An 18071-nucleotide genomic window follows, 5' to 3' on the forward strand; every position below is an offset into this window, starting at 1 on the left:
CATGGCATTACCCAAGATAGACGAAGTTCGACAACTTAACGATGAAGAACTGGCAGAAGAAATTATCGCCACTAAGCGTAAACTCTTTGACTTACGGTTTCAGCAAGCCACTCGCCAGTTAGAAAACACCCACGAGTTTAAACATACTCGTCATCGGATGGCCCAACTATTAACCGTAGAACGGGAAAGACAACTCGATATTAACCAGTCATCATCTACAGAAGTAGAGGAGGCATAAGCTAAATTATGGCCATTAAAGAAAGAGTTGGGGTAGTGGTAAGCACCAAAATGGATAAAACCGCCGTTGTAGCGGTAGAAAACCGTTCACCTCACCCCAAATACGGAAAAATCGTGGTTAAAACCAGAAAGTTTAAAGCCCACGATCCTGAAAATCAATGTCAAGAAGGCGATCGCGTCCGCATTCGTGAAACTCGTCCCCTCAGCAAAACCAAACGCTGGGAAATTAAGACCATTTTAACCGCTCATTAAATGACCCTATTACTACCGTGATTCAACAGCAAACCTATCTTAATGTCGCTGACAATAGCGGAGCCCGCAAACTAATGTGCTTACGGGTCTTGGGAACTGGCAATTGTCGCTATGGAGAAATCGGGGATAAAATTGTCGCCGTCGTCAAAGATGCCCTGCCCAATATGCCTATCAAACGCTCTGATATTGTTACTGCCGTCATTGTGCGAACTCGTCAACCCGTTAATCGCGCTAGTGGCATGAGCATTCGCTTTGACGATAATGCTGCCGTTATTATTAACGCCGACGGCAACCCCAGAGGAACCCGTGTTTTTGGTCCAGTGGCCAGAGAATTACGAGATAAAAGCTACACAAAAATCGTATCCTTAGCACCGGAGGTACTCTAAAAATGAGCAAAAAAAAATCTCCTCAACGTTACAAAATGCACGTTAAAAAAGGGGATACCATTCAAGTTATCTCAGGACGAGATAAAGGAAAAGTAGGGGAAGTTATCAAAACCATGCCCCAAACCAGTCAAATCGTCGTCCAGGGCGTTAACGTCAGAACCAAGCACGTTAAACCCCAACAAGAAGGAGAATCAGGACAAATCGCTACCTTTGAAGCTCCTATTCATAGCTCTAACGTTATGTTGTACTCCACTAAAGAACAAGTGGCCAGCCGTATTAGTTATACCTTCACCGAAGAAGGTAAAAAAGTACGGATGTTGAAAAAAACAGGGGAAGTTATCGATTAACTTCGAGTTATTTAGGTCAAGCAACAGAAATGTTTATTTTTCTACTATTCATAAGCCTTTCTCCCTGCTCCTACACTCCCTGCTCCCATGCTATTTAAACCTAATCCTAATTTTCCACCGATCATTTAATCGCCCCTGACCAAGCCCAGGGATGAGGAAAACTAATCATGGCTCAACCGAGACTTAAAACCTTTTATCAAGACACCATTGTTCCCAAACTGCAACAGCAGTTTAGTTACAGTAACATTCACCAAGTCCCCAAAGTCGCTAAAATCACCATTAATCGAGGACTAGGAGAAGCATCCCAAAATGCCAAAGCCCTAGAATCTTCTATTAGCGAATTAGAGACGATAACAGGACAAAAACCCGTTGTTACTCGTGCTAAAAAAGCGATCGCTGGTTTTAAAATCCGCGAAGGAATGCCCGTAGGGGTAATGGTGACCTTGCGCTCAGAAAAAATGTACGCTTTTCTTGATCGCTTAATTAACCTTGCCCTACCCCGAATTAGAGACTTTCGAGGCATTAGCCCCAAAAGCTTCGACGGACGGGGGAACTACAGTCTTGGCATCCGTGAACAACTGATTTTTCCAGAAATCGATTACGACACCATCGATCAAATTCGGGGCATGGATGTTTCCATCATTACCACAGCCCAGACTGATGAAGAAGGCCGTGCGTTACTCAAAGAAATGGGAATGCCCTTCCGCACCTAGTCAATCCCTTATTTTACAGGAGAAACTTATCAGCAATAATGGCACCTAACGACATCATCTCAGATATGCTTACCCGTATCCGCAACGCCTGTGCGGTACGCCACCCCACCACAGTTGTTCCCACCACCAAAATGACCCGCAGTATTGCTAAAGTGCTTCAAGAAGAAGGCTTTATCGAGGGGTTTGAAGAAGTGGGAGAAGGGGTGAAAAAACATCTTGTACTTTCCCTAAAATATAAATCGCGGGGCCGTCAACCCATTATTAACACCCTACAACGGGTGAGCAAACCAGGGTTACGGGTTTACTCTAATCGTAAAGACTTACCCCGTGTCTTAGGAGGCATTGGCATTGCCATTATTTCTACCTCAAAAGGGATTATGACCGACAGAGAAGCCCGTCGTCAAAACGTCGGAGGCGAAGTTCTTTGCTACGTTTGGTAGCATGAGCAAGCTATTAGAGTGTTTACAGTCTAGTAATAACTCAGTGATCACAGATAACCCATAAAAAAAATGTCTCGTATTGGTAAAAAACCCATTCCCCTGCCCAATAAAGTCACCATCGACATAAAAGGGCAACACATCGCCGTCAAAGGGCCTAAAGGTTCCTTAGAATTAGATTTACCCTCACAAGTAACCGTCAATCAAGACGGAGAAACGATTCTGGTTCAAAGAGTTGATGATTCTCGTGTCGCTCGTGAACGTCATGGACTTTTTCGTACCCTTGTCTCTAATATGATCGAAGGGGTTTCCAAAGGCTTTGAAAAACGTCTCAGCATTCAAGGGGTTGGTTATCGGGCCCAAGCACAGGGTACTAAACTAACTCTCAATGTAGGCTACAGTAAACCCGTTGAAATGACCATGCCTAAAGGCATCAACGTCGCAGTGGAAAACAACACCCAAGTCGTCGTTAGCGGTATCGATAAAGAAATTGTCGGTAACATCGCGGCCAAAATTCGGGGAGTTCGTCCCCCAGAACCCTATAAGGGTAAAGGAATTCGTTATCAAGATGAATACGTTAGACGCAAAGCAGGTAAGGCAGGTAAGAAATAATTATGAAAACCACACGAAAAGAATCTTTAAAACGTCGTCATCGACGCATTCGCAGGAAAGTCAGTGGAACTCCCGACTGTCCTCGTTTAGCGGTTTTTCGCTCCAATCATCATATTTATGCCCAAATTATTGATGATGTAGCCCAACATACCTTAGCGGCCGCTTCTACCCTAGAACCAGACTTAAGGAACAGCCTATCTTCTGGAGCAACCTGTGAAGCCTCAGCACAAGTGGGCAAATTAGTGGCCGAAAGAGGCATGGCTAAAGGCATTGAACAAGTGGTTTTTGATCGTGGAGGTAACTTATATCACGGTCGAGTCAAAGCTTTAGCCGAAGCAGCCCGCGAAGCTGGATTACAGTTTTGAATCAAATCATTAATATTTTTCCTCAGTAATAAGGTAATTATTATGGCAAAAAGTCGCAAAAGTAACCGAGATAAGTCAAAAGACAGCAACTGGCAAGAACGAGTTATCCAAATTCGTCGTGTTAGTAAAGTGGTCAAAGGGGGTAAAAAATTAAGCTTCCGCGCCATTGTTGTGGTTGGCAATGAAAAAGGCCAAGTCGGCGTTGGTGTCGGTAAGGCTGGTGATGTTATTGGTGCCGTCCGTAAAGGGGTTGCTGATGGCAAAAAACAACTTATTGACGTTTCTTTAACTAAGTCCAGTTCCATTACTCACATCGCTAAAGGGGTATCCGGTGGAGCTAAAGTTATTGTTCGTCCTGCTGCTCCTGGTACAGGGGTAATTGCAGGGGGTGCAGTAAGAACCGTTTTAGAACTAGCAGGACTCAAAAATATCCTGGCCAAGCAGTTAGGTTCAAATAATCCCTTAAACAACGCTAGAGCCGTAATTAATGCCCTCGAAGGTTTACGAACTTTCTCAGAAGTCGCCCAAGAAAGAGGAGTACCTCTAGAACATCTTTACACTTAAATTGATATCCAGAAAATCCTATGAGAATACACGAAGTCAACCCCCAAAAAGGGTCAACTAAACGCCGTCGGCGTATTGGCCGAGGCATCTCCGCCGGACAAGGAGCCAGTGGAGGCTTTGGAATGCGAGGACAAAAATCTCGCTCCGGTACTGGTACAAAAGCCGGTTTTGAAGGGGGACAAATGCCTCTCTATCGTCGGGTTCCTAAGTTAAAACACTTTCCCCTAGTTAATCCTAGCCATTACACCATTATTAATGTGGGTAAGCTCAATAGTTTATCCCCTAATACCGAAGTTACCCTTGAAAGTTTAATGGAAGTTGGGTTAATTACTAGTAATGACGGTCCTTTGAAGGTGTTAGGAGATGGTGAATTAACGGTTGCTTTAACGGTTAAAGCAGCAGCCTTTACAAAGTCAGCTAAAGCCAAAATTGAAAGTGCAGGAGGAAATTGTCAAGATTTATCAGATACCTCCGACACCCCTAGGGATAACGAATAATGAATACCAAATTATGACCTCTCCTCTAGAGGAGAGGTTTAGTTTCTCAATTATCTCAATTAAACAATTGGCTTCTTCGACAAATAAAGAAAACCAATTAAACAAAATCATCAACTATCAATTATTAATTATCAATTATTAATTGTTTGGTAAAATGTCACCAATAATAAATAATCGTTGATCACTGAGGTTGCCATTAATGGTTGTCAGTCGAGAGAAAACACCTACAGCACAAGAAACCTTTTTACAAATGGCACAAGCAGCCGGCCTGCGAGGGCGGTTGTTAATTACCATAGGTTTATTAATTTTAATTCGTTTTGGCATTTTTATTCCGATTCCTGGCATTGATCGGGCTAAATTTGTTTCTGCTATTAGCAATAACCAAGTTTTGGGATTTTTGGACATCTTCACCGGGGGTGGGATTTCCACATTAGGCATTTTTGCTCTGGGAATTCTTCCTTTCATTAATGCCTCGATTATTATGCAGTTGCTAACTGCAGCTATTCCTTCTTTAGAAGATTTACAGAAAAATGAAGGAGAAGCGGGAAGACGAAAAATTTCCCAAATTACCCGTTATGTGGCCGCTGGATGGGCTGTAATTCAAAGTACAGCTATTACGGTGGGATTATTACGGGAATATGCCTTAACCGATACCATTTGGTTTGTTCCTGAAACTGTTTTGGCATTAACTGCGGGTTCCATGTTTGTCATGTGGGTATCAGAGTTAATTACAGAGCGAGGGATCGGAAATGGCGCATCTTTATTAATTTTTGTCAACATTGTGGCGAGTTTACCTAGAACCCTCGGACAAACTATTGATTATGCCCAAACGGGAGGCAGACAAGCCGTAGCACAAGTGGTTATCCTCTTGTTAGTGTTTTTGGTCATGATTGTGGGTATCGTTTTCGTCCAAGAAGGAACCCGACGCATTCCAATTATCTCAGCCCGTCGTCAAGTAGGACGGAAGCTTTACCGAGAAAGAACCAGCTACTTACCCCTCAGACTCAATCAAGGGGGTGTCATGCCCATTATTTTTGCCTCTGCAGTGTTAATTTTACCCCAATCTTTAGCGGGATTTTTTGGAGATGAAGGGGCATTTAGTCAAGTTTTGATTCAAGTGGCTAATGCTTTACGTCCAGGAACTTGGGTTTATGTGGGAGTTTATTCTCTGTTAATCCTATTTTTTAGTTATTTCTACGCTTCTTTAATCGTTAACCCTGAAGATGTGTCAAAAAACTTGAAAAAAATGGGGTCTAGTATTCCTGGTATTCGTCCAGGAGAAAAAACAAAAGAGTATCTAGAAGGAGTTCTTAATCGTTTAACCTTCTTGGGAGCTATCTTTTTGAGTTTTGTGGCAACGGTTCCCACTTTAGTCGAAGGAGCAACCGGCGTTACCACCTTTCGAGGGTTAGGAGCAACTTCTCTTCTTATTCTCGTTGGTGTCGCCATTGACACAGCTAAACAAATTCAAACCTATGTCATCTCTCAACGTTATGAGGGCATGATTAAACAGTAAAACATTGGGGAAGAGGAACCACAAGTTCCTTAACCCTACTCTCAAAGAGTAATTAATACAACAATAACAAGATTATGAGTACAGGGAAGGGATTGATTTTTTTGGGTCCGCCCGGTTCAGGGAAAGGAACCCAAGCCCAACAATTATCAGAAGCGCTTAATATTCCCCATATTTCTACAGGAGAAATGTTACGAGAAGCCATTGCCAAACAAACTCCTTTAGGTCAAAAAGCTCAGACTTATGTAGATAAAGGGGAGTTAGTGCCTGATGAGTTATTATTAGGTTTAATTGAAAATCGCTTAAATCAAGAAGATGCTCAACAGGGTTGGATTTTAGATGGATTTCCGCGTAACGTTCCCCAAGCTGAGTTTTTAGATAAATTACTTCACAAATTAAGCAAGTTTTCTCAACAAGCGATCAATTTAGACGTTCCCGATGAAGTGATTATTGATCGTTTGTTACTACGGGGGCGAAAAGACGATAACGAACAGACAATTCGCCGTCGTTTAGAAGTTTACCGAGAAAAAACTCAACCTGTCCTTGATTATTATCGTCAACACGACAGATTATCTTCTATTGATGGTAACCGTCAGTTAGACAAAGTAACTACCACTCTTAAACAAGTAGTGAGTTAAAAGGGCAATGAAATTCGGTAAAAAGCCAAGAACAATAAGGAGGTTTGCTAAGATATGTAAGGGAAAGTTGATGGTGACCCTTCTTTTATGATAAAGAAACGTCCGATTATAAGGATAATTCATCTTTTCCTAATTATACTATTTGAGGCATCAGATTGTGTCAAAACAAGACTTAATTGAAATGGAAGGAACCGTAACCGAGTCTCTTCCCAATGCTATGTTCCGAGTGGATCTCGACAACGGGTTTAATGTATTAGCCCATATTTCCGGAAAGATTCGTCGTAACTACATTAAAATTCTGCCAGGCGATCGGGTTAAAGTAGAATTAACCCCCTACGATCTCACCAAAGGGAGAATTACTTATCGGCTAAAAGGTAGTAAAAAGTAAGATGTTAGGGGGATAAAAATCCCCTCATTAGTCTCTCTTAAATTACTATTATAGCTGACACAAACCAGCAAAATTTGCTATAATAATAAGCTTGCAGTCCTGCTGTAGAAAAATCCATGAAAGTCAGACCATCAGTAAAAAAAATGTGTGAAAAATGTCGCGTCATACGGCGACGGGGGAAAGTCATGGTACTGTGTACTAACCCAAAACACAAGCAACGTCAGGGTTAGGATGACATTTCCTTTCACAACCAGAAAAACATTAGGCAAACAAGAACACGCTAAGAGGGAAAACAAAAGTGGCAAGGATATCTGGTGTTGACCTGCCAAGGGATAAACGAGTCGAAATTGGCTTAACTTATCTATATGGTATTGGTTTATCACGATCTCAAGAAATTTTAGAAGAAACCGGTGTCAACCCTGACACCCGTGTACGAGATTTAAGCGACGAAGATGTAGCCAAATTACGGGCTTGTATCGAAAACAACTATCAAATCGAAGGGGATTTGAGACGTTGGGAAGCCATGAATATCAAGCGATTGGCTGACATCGGTACCTATCGAGGCCGTCGTCATCGTCAGGGGCTTCCCGTCAGAGGACAACGCACAAGAACCAACGGGCGTACCCGTCGAGGTAGACGGGTAACTGTCGCAGGGAAGAAAAAAGCTCCCTCTAAGAAATAATCAGCATTTATTGGCACTTAAATTAGAGAAAAATTTCAGCGAAAGATTATGGCGCGACCAACGAAAAAAGGCGGACCCAAAAAACAAAAGAAAAACGTTCCTAATGGTGTGGCTCATATTCAGTCCACCTTCAACAATACTATTATCACCATTTCTGACACGAGAGGGGATGTAATTTCCTGGTCTTCAGCTGGGGCAAGTGGCTTTAAAGGCGCTAAAAAAGGAACTCCCTTTGCTGCACAAACTGCAGCCGACTCTGCAGCCCGTCGAGCGATCGACCAAGGAATGCGACAAATAGAAGTTATGGTAAGCGGACCCGGTGCCGGCAGAGAAACAGCCATCCGCGCACTACAAGGGGCTGGATTAGAAATTACTCTAATTCGAGATGTTACCCCCATTCCCCATAACGGCTGTCGTCCCCCAAAACGACGCCGAGTTTAGCCAGTGTTACCCATCTTCATCACACTATGAATATTTGGCGTTAGGACAGACACAATCGTTCGTGTCTGGGAGGCATTTGACAATGAAGGGAGGTCACTAAGCGTGGCGCAATTTCAGATTGAGTGTATAGAATCTAAGACTCAAAAAAATCAGAGTCAATATAGTAAATTTGTTCTAGAACCATTGGAACGGGGTCAAGGGACAACTGTTGGCAATGCCCTCAGACGGGTATTATTAGCCAACTTAGAAGGAACAGCAGTTACAGCCATTCGCATTGGCGGGGTAAATCACGAATTTGCCACTATTCCTGGGGTCAGAGAAGATGTCTTAGAAATCATGTTAAACATGAAAGAGATCGTCCTCAAGAGTTATACGGAACAGCCGCAAATCGGTCGGTTGGTAGCCACAGGAGCAGCCCATGTCACCGCAGGTCAGTTCGATTTACCATCAGAAGTAGAAGTCATTAATCCCACTCAACCCATTGCTACTCTGACAGAGGGAGCAAAACTAGAGATGGAATTTCGCATCGAGAAAGGCGTGGGATATGTACCCGTAGAAAGGTCTAGCGACGAACCGACGGCCCTCGACTTTTTGCAGATTGATGCTGTATTTATGCCAGTAACCAAGGTAAATTACAGCGTAGAGAGTATTCGCGGGGAAGAAGGAGAAGCTAAAGATCGTCTGATGTTAGAAATTTGGACAAATGGGAGTTTTAACCCCAAAGAAGCCTTATCTAGAGCAGCAGACATCTTAGTAGACTTATTTAATCCCCTCAAAGATCTTAATCAACTCGAAACAGCCGTTCCCGAATACCCAGACGAAGAAAATCCTCAAAGTCAGATTCCCATCGAAGAACTACAGTTGTCTGTACGGGCTTATAATTGCTTGAAACGGGCGCAAATTAACACGGTGGCAGACTTACTAGATTATAGTCAAGAGGATCTCTTAGAAATTAAAAACTTTGGGCAAAAATCGGCAGAAGAAGTGATTGAAGCCTTACAAAAACGTTTGGGGATTACCTTACCCCAAGAAAAAGCAAAAGCTTAATAGGTGATCAATCATGTCCTTAAAGGGGTGATTGATCATCATGACGGTTCAATTAGTTTAGGGAGGAAAAACAACAATGCGTCATCGGTGTCGTGTCCCTCAAATGGGAAAACCTGCCGACCAACGAAAAGCTCTATTGCGATCACTGACAACAGAGTTAATTCGTCATGGTCAAATTAAAACCACAAAAACCCGTGCTAAAGCAGTGCGTTCTGAAGTAGAACGAATGATCACCTTAGCAAAGGATGGATCATTAGCTGCTCGCCGTAGGGCAATTAGTTATCTCTATGATAAACAGTTGGTTCATGCCTTATTTGCTGAAGCCCCAGAACGTTACAGTAACCGTAACGGAGGATATACTCGTGTTGTACGAACCATGCGTCGTCGGGGAGATAATGCGGAAATGGCCATTATTGAGTTAATGTAAGCAAATTTCTGTATCAAAGCGGTAACAGGGTTGGTCTATGGACAATTTAAAGCAACAACCAAACCGAAAACGAGTGGCTCTGGTAATTCAATATCAGGGAAGTCGGTTTCATGGTTGGCAAAGACAACCTAACCAGCGTACCGTTCAAGAAGTCATCGAAAGCAGCATTGCTGAAGTTTTGGGCTATCACACTCCTATTCACGGAGCAGGCCGAACCGATGCAGGGGTTCATGCAGCTGCTCAAGTTGCTCATTTTGACTACATTAGCCCAATTCCTCCCCAACGGTGGGTAGAGATTCTAAACCAACGTTTACCCGATGATATCTTAATTCGAGGGTGTGCCGAAGTTTCCTTAACTTGGCACGCTCGCTTTTCAGCTTTGTGGCGACGTTACCGTTATAGCTTTTACACGGATAAATGCCCGAATTTGTTCGTTAGACCCTTTAGTTGGCACTATTATTATGAGCCTTTAGATGCGGAATTGATGCAAAAGGCATTAACCCCTTTATTAGGAAGACATCATTTAGCAGCCTTTCGTCGAGCAGGTTCTCACCGTCATCATTCTTGGGTAGAAGTCCAAGAGACTCGATGTTATCGTCAAGGACAATTTATTCATTTAGAAATCCAAGCCAACGGATTTTTATACGGAATGGTACGGTTACTGGTGGGACTATTGGTGGAAGTGGGAAGCGGTAAGCGATCGCTAACTAATTTTACTGAAATTTGGCAAAATCAACGGCGTGAACAAGTTAAATATTCTGCCCCTGCTAAAGGTTTATGTTTACTAAGAGTGGGCTATCCTAATTTTCCTTTCCCTTCTTGGGTTTGGTTTGATACTCAACCTTTATTTGTTTTTACAGGGAACAGGGAAAAATGCAGCGAAGTTATGAAGTAATCTTGACTGTCTAACTCCTGATGTCAACTAAAAAACACTCTAGTTAATTTTTTACTTTCTTATTATCCATGACTAAAACAATTACACCATCACCAGAAATACTTGACCAGAAATGGTATCTTATCGACGCAACAGATCAGCGTCTAGGACGACTCGCTTGTGAAGTCGCCAAAATTTTACGAGGCAAAAATAAGCCGACTTATACCCCTCACATGGATACAGGGGATTTTGTTATCATTATTAATGCTGATAAAGTAGTTGTCACCGGTCGCAAAAGCACTCAAAAATTATATCGCCGTCACTCTGGAAGACCAGGGGGAATGAAAATTGAAACCTTTGATAAGCTACAACAACGAATTCCTGAGAGAATTATAGAAAAAGCGATTAAAGGGATGTTGCCGAAAAATGCTTTAGGCCGTCAACTGTTCACAAAGTTAAAAGTGTATCCAGGGCCAAATCATCCTCATCAAGCTCAAAAACCTGAAGAATTAACCTTAAATACTATTCCCAACGGAGATAAATAATGCAAGCAACCGAAAATAAAGGAAAAGCCGTTTATTGGGGAACCGGTCGTCGGAAGTCCGCAGTGGCTAGGGTTCGCCTGATTCCTGGCAGTGGCGAAATTATTGTCAATAAAAAACCAGGTAATATCTACTTTAATCGTATTCCTGATTACCTTCAAGCCATTAAAGGTCCTCTAGAAACCCTAGGATTAGAAAATGATTATGATATCCTGGTCAATGCTCACGGTGGCGGTTTAACGGGTCAAGCCGATGCCGTAAAATTAGGAGTTGCTAGAGCCTTATGTGAGTTAGCCCCCGAAAACCGTCCTCCTCTCAAAGCAGAAGGTTATTTAACCCGTGATCCTCGCGCTAAGGAACGGAAAAAATACGGCTTACACAAGGCGCGTAAAGCTCCTCAATACTCTAAACGATAAATCAACAATTAGACCTATTTAGTAAGGAGATAAATAGCATGGCAAAACCTGATATTCATCCAACTTGGTATCCAGAAGCTAAGGTTATCTGTAACGGTGAAGTGGTGATGACTGTTGGCTCGACTCAACCCGAAATTAATGTTGAAGTTTGGTCTGGTAATCATCCTTTCTATACTGGAACTCAGAAGATTATTGACACCGAGGGACGGGTAGATCGTTTCCAGAAACGTTACGCTATGATTGGCAAAAAAAGCAAGAAAAAAGCTCCAGATGCAGATGCGTCTGAAAAATAGCGACAAAAACAACGTCGTTGACCCAGCAGAGCTTCTGCTGGGTTGTTGTTTATCAATTTTCAGTGAATAGTAACATTAGGAGACAACTGAGAACTGATAATTAAGCTACTGTTAGATTAAAAAATTGAAGTAGAGAAATATTATGGCTGAATCCTATTTATTAGAAAAATTACAATCCGTTGAACAAACTTATCAAGAATTAACTCGGCGTTTGGCTGATCCTGACATCGCTACTAACCCCGATGAATTACAACGAGTTGCTAAAGCACGATCATCTTTGGAAGAAACAGTTAATACTTATAAAACTTGGCAAGAAACTCAAGAAGAGTTAAAAGGAGCCAAACAAATTGTCAAAGAAGCTGGTGGTGATCCTGAAATGAGAGAAATGGCTGCTATGGAGGTAAGTGAGTTAGAAGAACAGTTACAACAATTAGAAGAACAGTTAAAAATTCTCTTGTTACCCCGTGATCCCAATGATGATAAGAATATCATGTTAGAAATTCGCGCCGGAACCGGTGGAGATGAAGCGAGTATTTGGGCGGGAGATTTAGTGAGAATGTATTCTCGTTATGCTGAGTCTCAAAAGTGGAATGTTAAACTGGTGAGCGAGTCTTTAGCTGATATGGGTGGCTTTAAAGAGGCTATCTTAGAAATTACGGGAGATCAAGTTTACAGTAAACTCAAGTTTGAAGCCGGAGTGCATCGAGTGCAACGGGTTCCTGTGACAGAAGCAGGGGGAAGAGTTCATACGTCTACGGCAACTGTAGCTATTATGCCAGAAGTGGATGAGGTAGAAATTCAAATCGATCCTAAAGATATTGAAATGACCACAGCGCGATCTGGAGGTGCTGGTGGACAAAATGTTAACAAGGTGGAAACGGCAGTCGATTTAATGCACAAACCAACAGGCATTCGTATTTTTTGTACCGAAGAGCGATCGCAACTGCAAAACCGTGAACGGGCGATGCAAATTTTACGAGCCAAATTATATGAAGCCAAGTTACGGGAGCAACAAGAGGCGGTGAGTTCCATGCGACGATCGCAGGTTGGAACGGGATCCCGTTCAGAAAAAATTCGCACTTACAATTACAAAGATAATCGAGTTACAGATCATCGTTTGGGGCAAAACTTCGCCTTAGCAGGAGCGTTAGAAGGTAATATTGATAATATTATTGAAACTTGTATTTCTCAAGATCAACAAGAACGTTTAGCAGAGTTGGCTAATTCTCCTGAAACAGCAGAAGCGATTTAAAATAGTTATCAATGATCAGTTTTTTAGTGATGAAAGGGGATCAAGAATGACTATTATTCAATGTCTTCATACTGCTATTTTGGTGTCTAATTTAGAGAAAGCAGAGCAATTTTATGGCAGCATTTTAGGGTTAGAAAAGGTTGAGCGCAATTTGAAATATCCTGGGGTTTGGTATCAAATTGGAGATTATCAAATTCATTTAATGGTACATCCTGGCTTTAATTTTACCTTATCTAATCCAGAAAAATGGGGCAGAAATCCTCATTTTTCCCTAGGAACTAATAACCTCAGCGATATTATTGCTCGTTTACAAAGTGGTGGTTATCCTGTTCAAATGAGTCAGTCAGGAAGAGCAGCGTGTTTTACAAAAGATTTTGATGGTAATGTGATAGAAATTAGTCAAATTTAAAAAGCTCCTGGCAAGATAAATCTTCCTCCTATCACTAAAAAGCCTAAAACAGTAGCAATTAAAATACCGATTAATGTCCAAGTTAACGCCCAAATTAAGCTCCAAATTCGATCTTGTTGTGAGGTTTGAATTTCTTTTACCTCTTCTTTGAGAGCATTAATTTCTACTTTTAAAATTTCTCTATCTCCTTTTGCTTTTGTTAAATCAATTTTGATATCTTTAACCTCTTTCTGTAAACTATCTAATTTTTTATTAATGTCTGCTAGAAGTGCTACTAAATCTTGTTTAATGGCCATTAATATTTTGTGTTTTTAAATTAATTAACTTAATATTATTATCCTGTTATCATGAAGTAGAAAAAATTGATTGATCGTTACGAAAAGCTTTAAATTCGAGTGCATTACCACTAGGATCTAAAAAAAACATTGTTGCTTGTTCTCCGACTTCTCCCTTAAATCTAATATAAGGTTCAATAACAAAATTAATCTGAGATTCTTTTAATTTTTTAGACAAAACTTGCCAATCTTTCATTTCTAAAATTACGCCCCAATGTTGAACAGGAACTTGTTTTCTATCTACTAAATTTGTCGAAACTTTTTTACTATTTTCAGAACAAAGATGTGCTGTAATTTGATGACCAAATAAATTAAAATCAATCCAATTTTCTGAAGTTCTTCCTACGGTACACCCTAAAATCGTCTCATAAAAATATCTGGTTTCTTCTAGATTAATGACGGGAAAAGCAACATGAAAAGGTCGAATCGTCATCCTTTAAGATGTCCTCTTTTTGGGTTAACTATTTTAATATTCAAAATGATAATAGGGTGAACAAAATAGATAATTGTCTACACTTAATTATCATGTTTCAACTCGCTGCTCACCCTATTAACAAATAATCTCTAATCTCCAACAGTATGACCAGATGCTGTTATTATTTCTTTAATCGTTTCTGTAGAAGCATCAGTATCTACCGTCACCATTTTTGAATCTACATCAACAGAAACTTTTGCTTCTGGTTCGTGTACTTCAATGGCTTTAGTAATAGTATCTGCGCAACCACCACAAGCAATACTAGGAACTTTCAAAGTGATAGTCATAATCAATTAATTGAGGATAATTTTACTCTTCGATTTTAATTTTATAATGCTCTAAGTCAGTATATCTTATGGTATATCTTAACAAACAGTTTGTTAAGATATACGATTATTAATTTCTTGCTTTTAAAGCACTAATTTCTGCTAATGCAGCCTCAGAAGCCGTTTTTTCTCCCATTTCGTCCCAAATTTCGGCCGCCTTTTGAAAATCAGCGATCGCTTTTTTGGTTTCCCCCAAATCAATCAAGGCTAAACCTCGATTATAATAGGCTTCTCCATACATTGGATCAATAGTTACTGCTTGAGTGAAATCAATTTCTGCTAGTTCTGGACTTCCTGCGTTAAGATGAGCAAGTCCTAAGTTATTTTGAGCGAAAGCATCGTTAGGATTAATTTTCAAAGCTTTTTCATAATCAGCGATCGCTTTTTTATCTTCTCCTAATTGTAGATACACATTACCTCGGTTAACATAAGCTTGAACCATTTGAGGATCGAGTTTCAAGACTTTGGTAAAATCAGCTAACGCTTGCTCAAATTGGCCTAAACTACTATAGGCAAATCCTCGATTAAAATAAGCATTAATATCTTGGGGATTTTGAGCAATGACTTGATTAAAGTCGTTGACAGCAGCTTCATAATTACCTTGACGACTTTTTTCAATCCCTTGCTGCACCATTTCTACTGTATCTACTGTCAATACAGAAGATTCAATAGGAACCGACGATGATTGATTATTACAACCTATGATTAAACTCATCACTAACAATGATAATCCTAATGAAAAGAAGTTAGGAAAAGTATTCTTTTTTTGGGGAGTATATGAACTAGAAAATACAGGAAATCTAACGACTCGATGCAAATAATTAAACATTGAACTAAATTATGTTTATTAAAAAGGTTTTAACTGGCCACTGCTGAATATTCCAATGGAACTCTATACTGACTCTATTGATCAATACTCATAGAACGTACTGTTTTGTCAACTAGACAAAACAAGAATAACTAGGTATATTGGCCTAGACGTATATCGTGTGGTGAGGAATAGTACACCGTGAAGAAAGTATCATTATCTATCTTGATGATAGCGTTAGCTGCCATGCCCATACAGGCCCAAACAGCAACTTATTATGCTTCTCATTATCAAGGACAAAAAACAGCATCAGGAGTACGCTTTAATAATAATGCCATGATGGCTGCTCATCCTAGTTTGCCTTTTGGGACAAAAGTTAAAGTGACCAACCGTAAAACGGGAAAAAGTGTTGTTGTCCGCATTGTAGATCGTTGTCGTTGTAGTCTAGATTTATCTCAAAGTGCCTTTAGAACCATTGGCTCGTTAAAATCAGGCAGAATCCCTGTTAGAATTAACGTATTAAATTAATAAAAATTTAAGTATTTCATACTATTGTCGTCAAAAACAAAATTTTATCGTTGAAGAGGTAATCTATTTATTGCCTCTTTATTACTCATAATAAAAGAGCTAGTGACTCACAGCAATCACTAGCTAAATCTAAGTTATATTCAGATTATCAAAAACTTAGTTGCCATTTCCAACAAAAGCAACGGTTAAGCTATCATGGGTTAGGAAATGGTCTAAGTGATAAGCCCGTTCTTCAGTTTCGAGTAAAATCTCTTCCAGTTGATGACGAGTGGCTCTGTCTCCTAAGCTTTCCGCTTGAGCAGCTTGGCTACGTAATACTTTAATAATAGCCTGTTCTGCAGCTAAGTCATTCTCAACCATCTTACGACAGTCAAACATACCATCTTCTTCTGGTTCAAAGCAGCACAGTTCAGCTAACTTACTGAAACTAGCTACAGGAATACCACCTAACCCGTTTAAGCGTTCGGCTAAATCATGAACATGACCGCGAACGTCTTCGTAGCTTTCACTGAAAAATTCGTGTAAAGAGTAAAATTCTGACCCTTCTACCACAAAATGATGTTTTTCATACTGTAAAAACAGTCCTTGGAAACTAGCGATAAGTAGGTTTAATCCTTCGCAAACAGGAGTAGTGACACTTTTATCGAGTAATACGGGGTTTTCTCCTACTTCACCAAAAGCACGGAGTAATCCTTGAGCAGTTGCCATGTCTGTAATTCCCTTTTTAACGACACTTCTATCATTAAAATACCTCATTTTAGCAATAGTTTATCAAGAGCCTGCAAAATCATCTAAAAAAATTTAACTTTTATCTAGCCTAACTACGGGAACTCCCCCGTCCCTTCTAGCCTGAGTTGTGCTAGGATTTTTTTTGAAAAATAATTGAGAATATATTGCATTTGTCTGTTACACTAGGTGAAGAAACAATGACAATTATCTTCATTTGCTTGAGTCCATGAATTTAACCAACCTCCCTCTCGAACCCAGGCAAGTTGTAGAAGTTGATTGGTGCGATCGCTGGATCGTTTATCATCGGCTTCAGGAATTAGATATTCCCTGCTCTTGTGAAACCCACAAACCCCTACAAGCTAACTTATCCAGCCCCACAGCTATGATTCAACTGTGGAGTGTAACGAAACAATATTCAGCTTCCCGTCAAGAATTAATCGACTGGCTCAAAAGTTGCTGGAATCTTAACAAACGTTAAATTATTAGTTAAAGAATTTCTAAATAAAAAATTATGTCAAAAACTACTACAGTATCTCAGTTCCGTCTGGTGGGTCAATTAGAAAGTTTTATCATTAAAAAAGGTGACAAGATTAAATATCTACGAATGAAAGTAGAAGAAAAGGAATATTGGCTAAAAATTCCCAAAAAATTGCGCTCAGAAATAGATATAAATATGATTCCTGGAACTTGGTTAGAAGTGACAGGAAATCAAGAATTTAAGAAGAAAAAGGGTGTCTTTGAATTAGAAGCTAGTCAGGTCAAATTGTTACCACATCCTGACAAACCTTGCGCCGTTATTATATCAGAAACCGAGTCATCCGATACTGGCAAAATTTTAGTTTGTCAAAAATCGAGTTGTTGGAAACGAGGGGGGGAAAGTGTCTGTCAACAGTTAGAACAAAAATTAGAGCAACAAGGATTAAGCGATCGCGTTAAGGTAAAGTTAACGGGATGTTTAAAACAGTGTAAGAAAGGTCCCAACGTGGTTATTATGCCTCATAAAGCTCGTTACTGCCAAGTACAACCCCGTGAAGTAGAACAATTATTAAATAAACATTTTACGACTTGACCAACAAAACTACTGTATAGACAGCAATACCCTCTTGTCGCCCCACTGGCCCCAACTTTTCATTAGTGGTTGCTTTTATGCCTACTTGATCATTATCGATCTTTAAAGTGTTGGCAAGTTTTTCCTGCATAGTCCCTAGGTAGGGTTTCATTTTTGGTTGTTCAGCAATAATCACAGAATCGATATTACCGACTTGCCAACCCTTTGCTTGTATTAACTCATCTACTTGTTGTAATAATAATAAACTGTTAGCCCCTGACCATTTAGGATCAGAAGGTGGAAAATAGTGACCAATATCTCCTAAACTTAATGCTCCTAACATAGCATCCATAATGGCATGGGTAAGCGCGTCAGCATCGCTGTGTCCTAATAACCCTAAGTGATGAGGAATTTTGACACCACCCAAAATTAACGGGCGATCGGGGACTAAACGATGAATATCATAACCGTTACCGATGCGAATGTTCAT

General features: G+C 40.4%; 33 protein-coding genes. 27 read left to right on the top strand and 6 right to left on the bottom strand.

Annotated elements, in window-relative coordinates; translation table 11 throughout:
- The first annotated feature begins 1 nt into the window (after position 1).
- The 24 genes from rpmC (at position 2) to CY0110_RS11010 (ending at position 13332) form a co-directional block, all read left to right on the top strand.
- A complete protein-coding gene (rpmC, locus tag CY0110_RS10900; protein ID WP_008275477.1) occupies positions 2-238 on the top strand; it encodes a 50S ribosomal protein L29 in 237 nt (78 codons plus the stop codon).
- Positions 239-246: 8 nt separating this feature from the next.
- The gene (rpsQ, locus tag CY0110_RS10905) at positions 247-489 is read left to right on the top strand and encodes a 30S ribosomal protein S17 (RefSeq protein WP_008275478.1); all 243 of its coding nucleotides are present in this window, start codon (positions 247-249) and stop codon (positions 487-489) included.
- A 17-nt stretch (positions 490-506) separates the two neighbouring features.
- A complete protein-coding gene (gene rplN / locus CY0110_RS10910; RefSeq protein WP_008275479.1) occupies positions 507-875 on the top strand; it encodes a 50S ribosomal protein L14 in 369 nt (122 codons plus the stop codon).
- Positions 876-877: 2 nt separating this feature from the next.
- Positions 878-1222, top strand: coding sequence for a 50S ribosomal protein L24 (rplX, locus tag CY0110_RS10915; RefSeq protein WP_008275480.1), 345 nt, complete (start codon positions 878-880; stop codon positions 1220-1222).
- Between the two features lie 167 nt (positions 1223-1389).
- A complete protein-coding gene (rplE, locus tag CY0110_RS10920; protein WP_008275482.1) occupies positions 1390-1935 on the top strand; it encodes a 50S ribosomal protein L5 in 546 nt (181 codons plus the stop codon).
- Positions 1936-1973: 38 nt separating this feature from the next.
- Positions 1974-2375, top strand: a complete 402-nt coding sequence (gene rpsH, locus CY0110_RS10925) for a 30S ribosomal protein S8 (protein WP_008275483.1) — start codon at positions 1974-1976, stop codon at positions 2373-2375.
- A gap of 69 nt (positions 2376-2444) precedes the next feature.
- Positions 2445-2984 carry a 50S ribosomal protein L6 gene (gene rplF, locus CY0110_RS10930; RefSeq protein ID WP_008275484.1) on the top strand — a complete coding sequence of 180 codons (540 nt, stop codon included), beginning with the start codon at positions 2445-2447 and terminating at the stop codon, positions 2982-2984.
- A 2-nt stretch (positions 2985-2986) separates the two neighbouring features.
- Complete coding sequence (gene rplR / locus CY0110_RS10935) at positions 2987-3349, top strand: 50S ribosomal protein L18 (protein ID WP_008275485.1); 363 nt, start codon at positions 2987-2989, stop codon at positions 3347-3349.
- Positions 3350-3391: 42 nt separating this feature from the next.
- Entirely contained in the window at positions 3392-3913 is a 522-nt protein-coding gene (gene rpsE / locus CY0110_RS10940; RefSeq protein WP_008275486.1) for a 30S ribosomal protein S5, read from the top strand.
- Between the two features lie 20 nt (positions 3914-3933).
- Entirely contained in the window at positions 3934-4410 is a 477-nt protein-coding gene (rplO, locus tag CY0110_RS10945) for a 50S ribosomal protein L15 (protein WP_008275487.1), read from the top strand.
- 199 nt (positions 4411-4609) lie between these two features.
- Positions 4610-5926 (top strand): preprotein translocase subunit SecY, encoded by a 1317-nt coding sequence (gene secY / locus CY0110_RS10950; RefSeq protein ID WP_008275488.1) that lies wholly within the window; start codon positions 4610-4612, stop codon positions 5924-5926.
- A gap of 74 nt (positions 5927-6000) precedes the next feature.
- Entirely contained in the window at positions 6001-6561 is a 561-nt protein-coding gene (locus CY0110_RS10955; protein WP_008275489.1) for an adenylate kinase, read from the top strand.
- Between the two features lie 157 nt (positions 6562-6718).
- Positions 6719-6949 (top strand): translation initiation factor IF-1, encoded by a 231-nt coding sequence (infA, locus tag CY0110_RS10960; RefSeq protein WP_007306424.1) that lies wholly within the window; start codon positions 6719-6721, stop codon positions 6947-6949.
- Positions 6950-7065: 116 nt separating this feature from the next.
- Entirely contained in the window at positions 7066-7179 is a 114-nt protein-coding gene (rpmJ, locus tag CY0110_RS28555; RefSeq protein ID WP_008275490.1) for a 50S ribosomal protein L36, read from the top strand.
- Positions 7180-7247: 68 nt separating this feature from the next.
- Positions 7248-7631, top strand: coding sequence for a 30S ribosomal protein S13 (gene rpsM, locus CY0110_RS10965; RefSeq protein ID WP_008275491.1), 384 nt, complete (start codon positions 7248-7250; stop codon positions 7629-7631).
- A gap of 48 nt (positions 7632-7679) precedes the next feature.
- Positions 7680-8072: a 30S ribosomal protein S11 gene (gene rpsK, locus CY0110_RS10970; protein ID WP_008275492.1), complete on the top strand. Its 393-nt coding sequence runs from the start codon at positions 7680-7682 to the stop codon at positions 8070-8072.
- A gap of 102 nt (positions 8073-8174) precedes the next feature.
- A complete protein-coding gene (locus CY0110_RS10975; protein ID WP_008275493.1) occupies positions 8175-9119 on the top strand; it encodes a DNA-directed RNA polymerase subunit alpha in 945 nt (314 codons plus the stop codon).
- A 76-nt stretch (positions 9120-9195) separates the two neighbouring features.
- Positions 9196-9546 (top strand): 50S ribosomal protein L17, encoded by a 351-nt coding sequence (gene rplQ, locus CY0110_RS10980; protein WP_008275494.1) that lies wholly within the window; start codon positions 9196-9198, stop codon positions 9544-9546.
- A 37-nt stretch (positions 9547-9583) separates the two neighbouring features.
- Entirely contained in the window at positions 9584-10441 is an 858-nt protein-coding gene (gene truA, locus CY0110_RS10985; protein WP_008275495.1) for a tRNA pseudouridine(38-40) synthase TruA, read from the top strand.
- 68 nt (positions 10442-10509) lie between these two features.
- Positions 10510-10965: a 50S ribosomal protein L13 gene (gene rplM / locus CY0110_RS10990; RefSeq protein WP_008275496.1), complete on the top strand. Its 456-nt coding sequence runs from the start codon at positions 10510-10512 to the stop codon at positions 10963-10965.
- Complete coding sequence (gene rpsI, locus CY0110_RS10995; RefSeq protein WP_008275497.1) at positions 10965-11378, top strand: 30S ribosomal protein S9; 414 nt, start codon at positions 10965-10967, stop codon at positions 11376-11378. The genes rplM and rpsI overlap by 1 nt, the downstream gene beginning before the upstream one ends.
- Before the next feature lie 38 nt (positions 11379-11416).
- Positions 11417-11671 (top strand): 50S ribosomal protein L31, encoded by a 255-nt coding sequence (rpmE, locus tag CY0110_RS11000; protein ID WP_008275498.1) that lies wholly within the window; start codon positions 11417-11419, stop codon positions 11669-11671.
- 142 nt (positions 11672-11813) lie between these two features.
- Complete coding sequence (prfA, locus tag CY0110_RS11005) at positions 11814-12923, top strand: peptide chain release factor 1 (protein WP_008275499.1); 1110 nt, start codon at positions 11814-11816, stop codon at positions 12921-12923.
- Positions 12924-12969: 46 nt separating this feature from the next.
- Positions 12970-13332, top strand: coding sequence for a VOC family protein (locus CY0110_RS11010; RefSeq protein ID WP_008275500.1), 363 nt, complete (start codon positions 12970-12972; stop codon positions 13330-13332).
- Here CY0110_RS11010 and CY0110_RS11015 read toward each other — a convergent pair.
- The 4 genes from CY0110_RS11015 to CY0110_RS11030 form a co-directional block, all read right to left on the bottom strand.
- On the bottom strand, positions 13329-13628 hold the full coding sequence (locus CY0110_RS11015; protein WP_008275501.1) for a hypothetical protein: 300 nt from the start codon (positions 13626-13628) through the stop codon (positions 13329-13331). The genes CY0110_RS11010 and CY0110_RS11015 overlap by 4 nt on opposite strands.
- A 49-nt stretch (positions 13629-13677) precedes the next feature.
- A complete protein-coding gene (locus tag CY0110_RS11020; RefSeq protein ID WP_008275502.1) occupies positions 13678-14100 on the bottom strand; it encodes a VOC family protein in 423 nt (140 codons plus the stop codon).
- A 131-nt stretch (positions 14101-14231) separates the two neighbouring features.
- A complete protein-coding gene (locus CY0110_RS11025; protein ID WP_008275503.1) occupies positions 14232-14429 on the bottom strand; it encodes a heavy-metal-associated domain-containing protein in 198 nt (65 codons plus the stop codon).
- A 109-nt stretch (positions 14430-14538) separates the two neighbouring features.
- Positions 14539-15297: a tetratricopeptide repeat protein gene (locus CY0110_RS11030; protein ID WP_035799140.1), complete on the bottom strand. Its 759-nt coding sequence runs from the start codon at positions 15295-15297 to the stop codon at positions 14539-14541.
- Between the two features lie 180 nt (positions 15298-15477).
- Between CY0110_RS11030 and CY0110_RS11035 the strand changes: the two genes are divergently transcribed.
- Entirely contained in the window at positions 15478-15804 is a 327-nt protein-coding gene (locus CY0110_RS11035; protein WP_035799143.1) for a septal ring lytic transglycosylase RlpA family protein, read from the top strand.
- 156 nt (positions 15805-15960) lie between these two features.
- Here the strand turns inward: CY0110_RS11035 and dpsA are convergent, their stop codons facing one another.
- Positions 15961-16512 (bottom strand): DNA starvation/stress protection protein DpsA, encoded by a 552-nt coding sequence (dpsA, locus tag CY0110_RS11040; RefSeq protein WP_008275507.1) that lies wholly within the window; start codon positions 16510-16512, stop codon positions 15961-15963.
- A gap of 247 nt (positions 16513-16759) precedes the next feature.
- Between dpsA and CY0110_RS11045 the strand changes: the two genes are divergently transcribed.
- Both CY0110_RS11045 and CY0110_RS11050 read left to right on the top strand, forming a co-directional pair.
- Positions 16760-17011, top strand: coding sequence for an Asr1405/Asl0597 family protein (locus CY0110_RS11045; protein WP_008275508.1), 252 nt, complete (start codon positions 16760-16762; stop codon positions 17009-17011).
- Between the two features lie 33 nt (positions 17012-17044).
- Complete coding sequence (locus CY0110_RS11050; protein ID WP_008275509.1) at positions 17045-17602, top strand: (2Fe-2S) ferredoxin domain-containing protein; 558 nt, start codon at positions 17045-17047, stop codon at positions 17600-17602.
- On the opposite strand, the gene ispF is transcribed toward CY0110_RS11050, so the two are convergent.
- Positions 17592-18071: a 2-C-methyl-D-erythritol 2,4-cyclodiphosphate synthase gene (ispF, locus tag CY0110_RS11055; protein ID WP_008275510.1), complete on the bottom strand. Its 480-nt coding sequence runs from the start codon at positions 18069-18071 to the stop codon at positions 17592-17594. The two genes, CY0110_RS11050 and ispF, sit on opposite strands and share 11 nt — an antisense overlap.

The organism is Crocosphaera chwakensis CCY0110 (genome assembly GCF_000169335.1).
Lineage (GTDB): Bacteria > Cyanobacteriota > Cyanobacteriia > Cyanobacteriales > Microcystaceae > Crocosphaera > Crocosphaera chwakensis.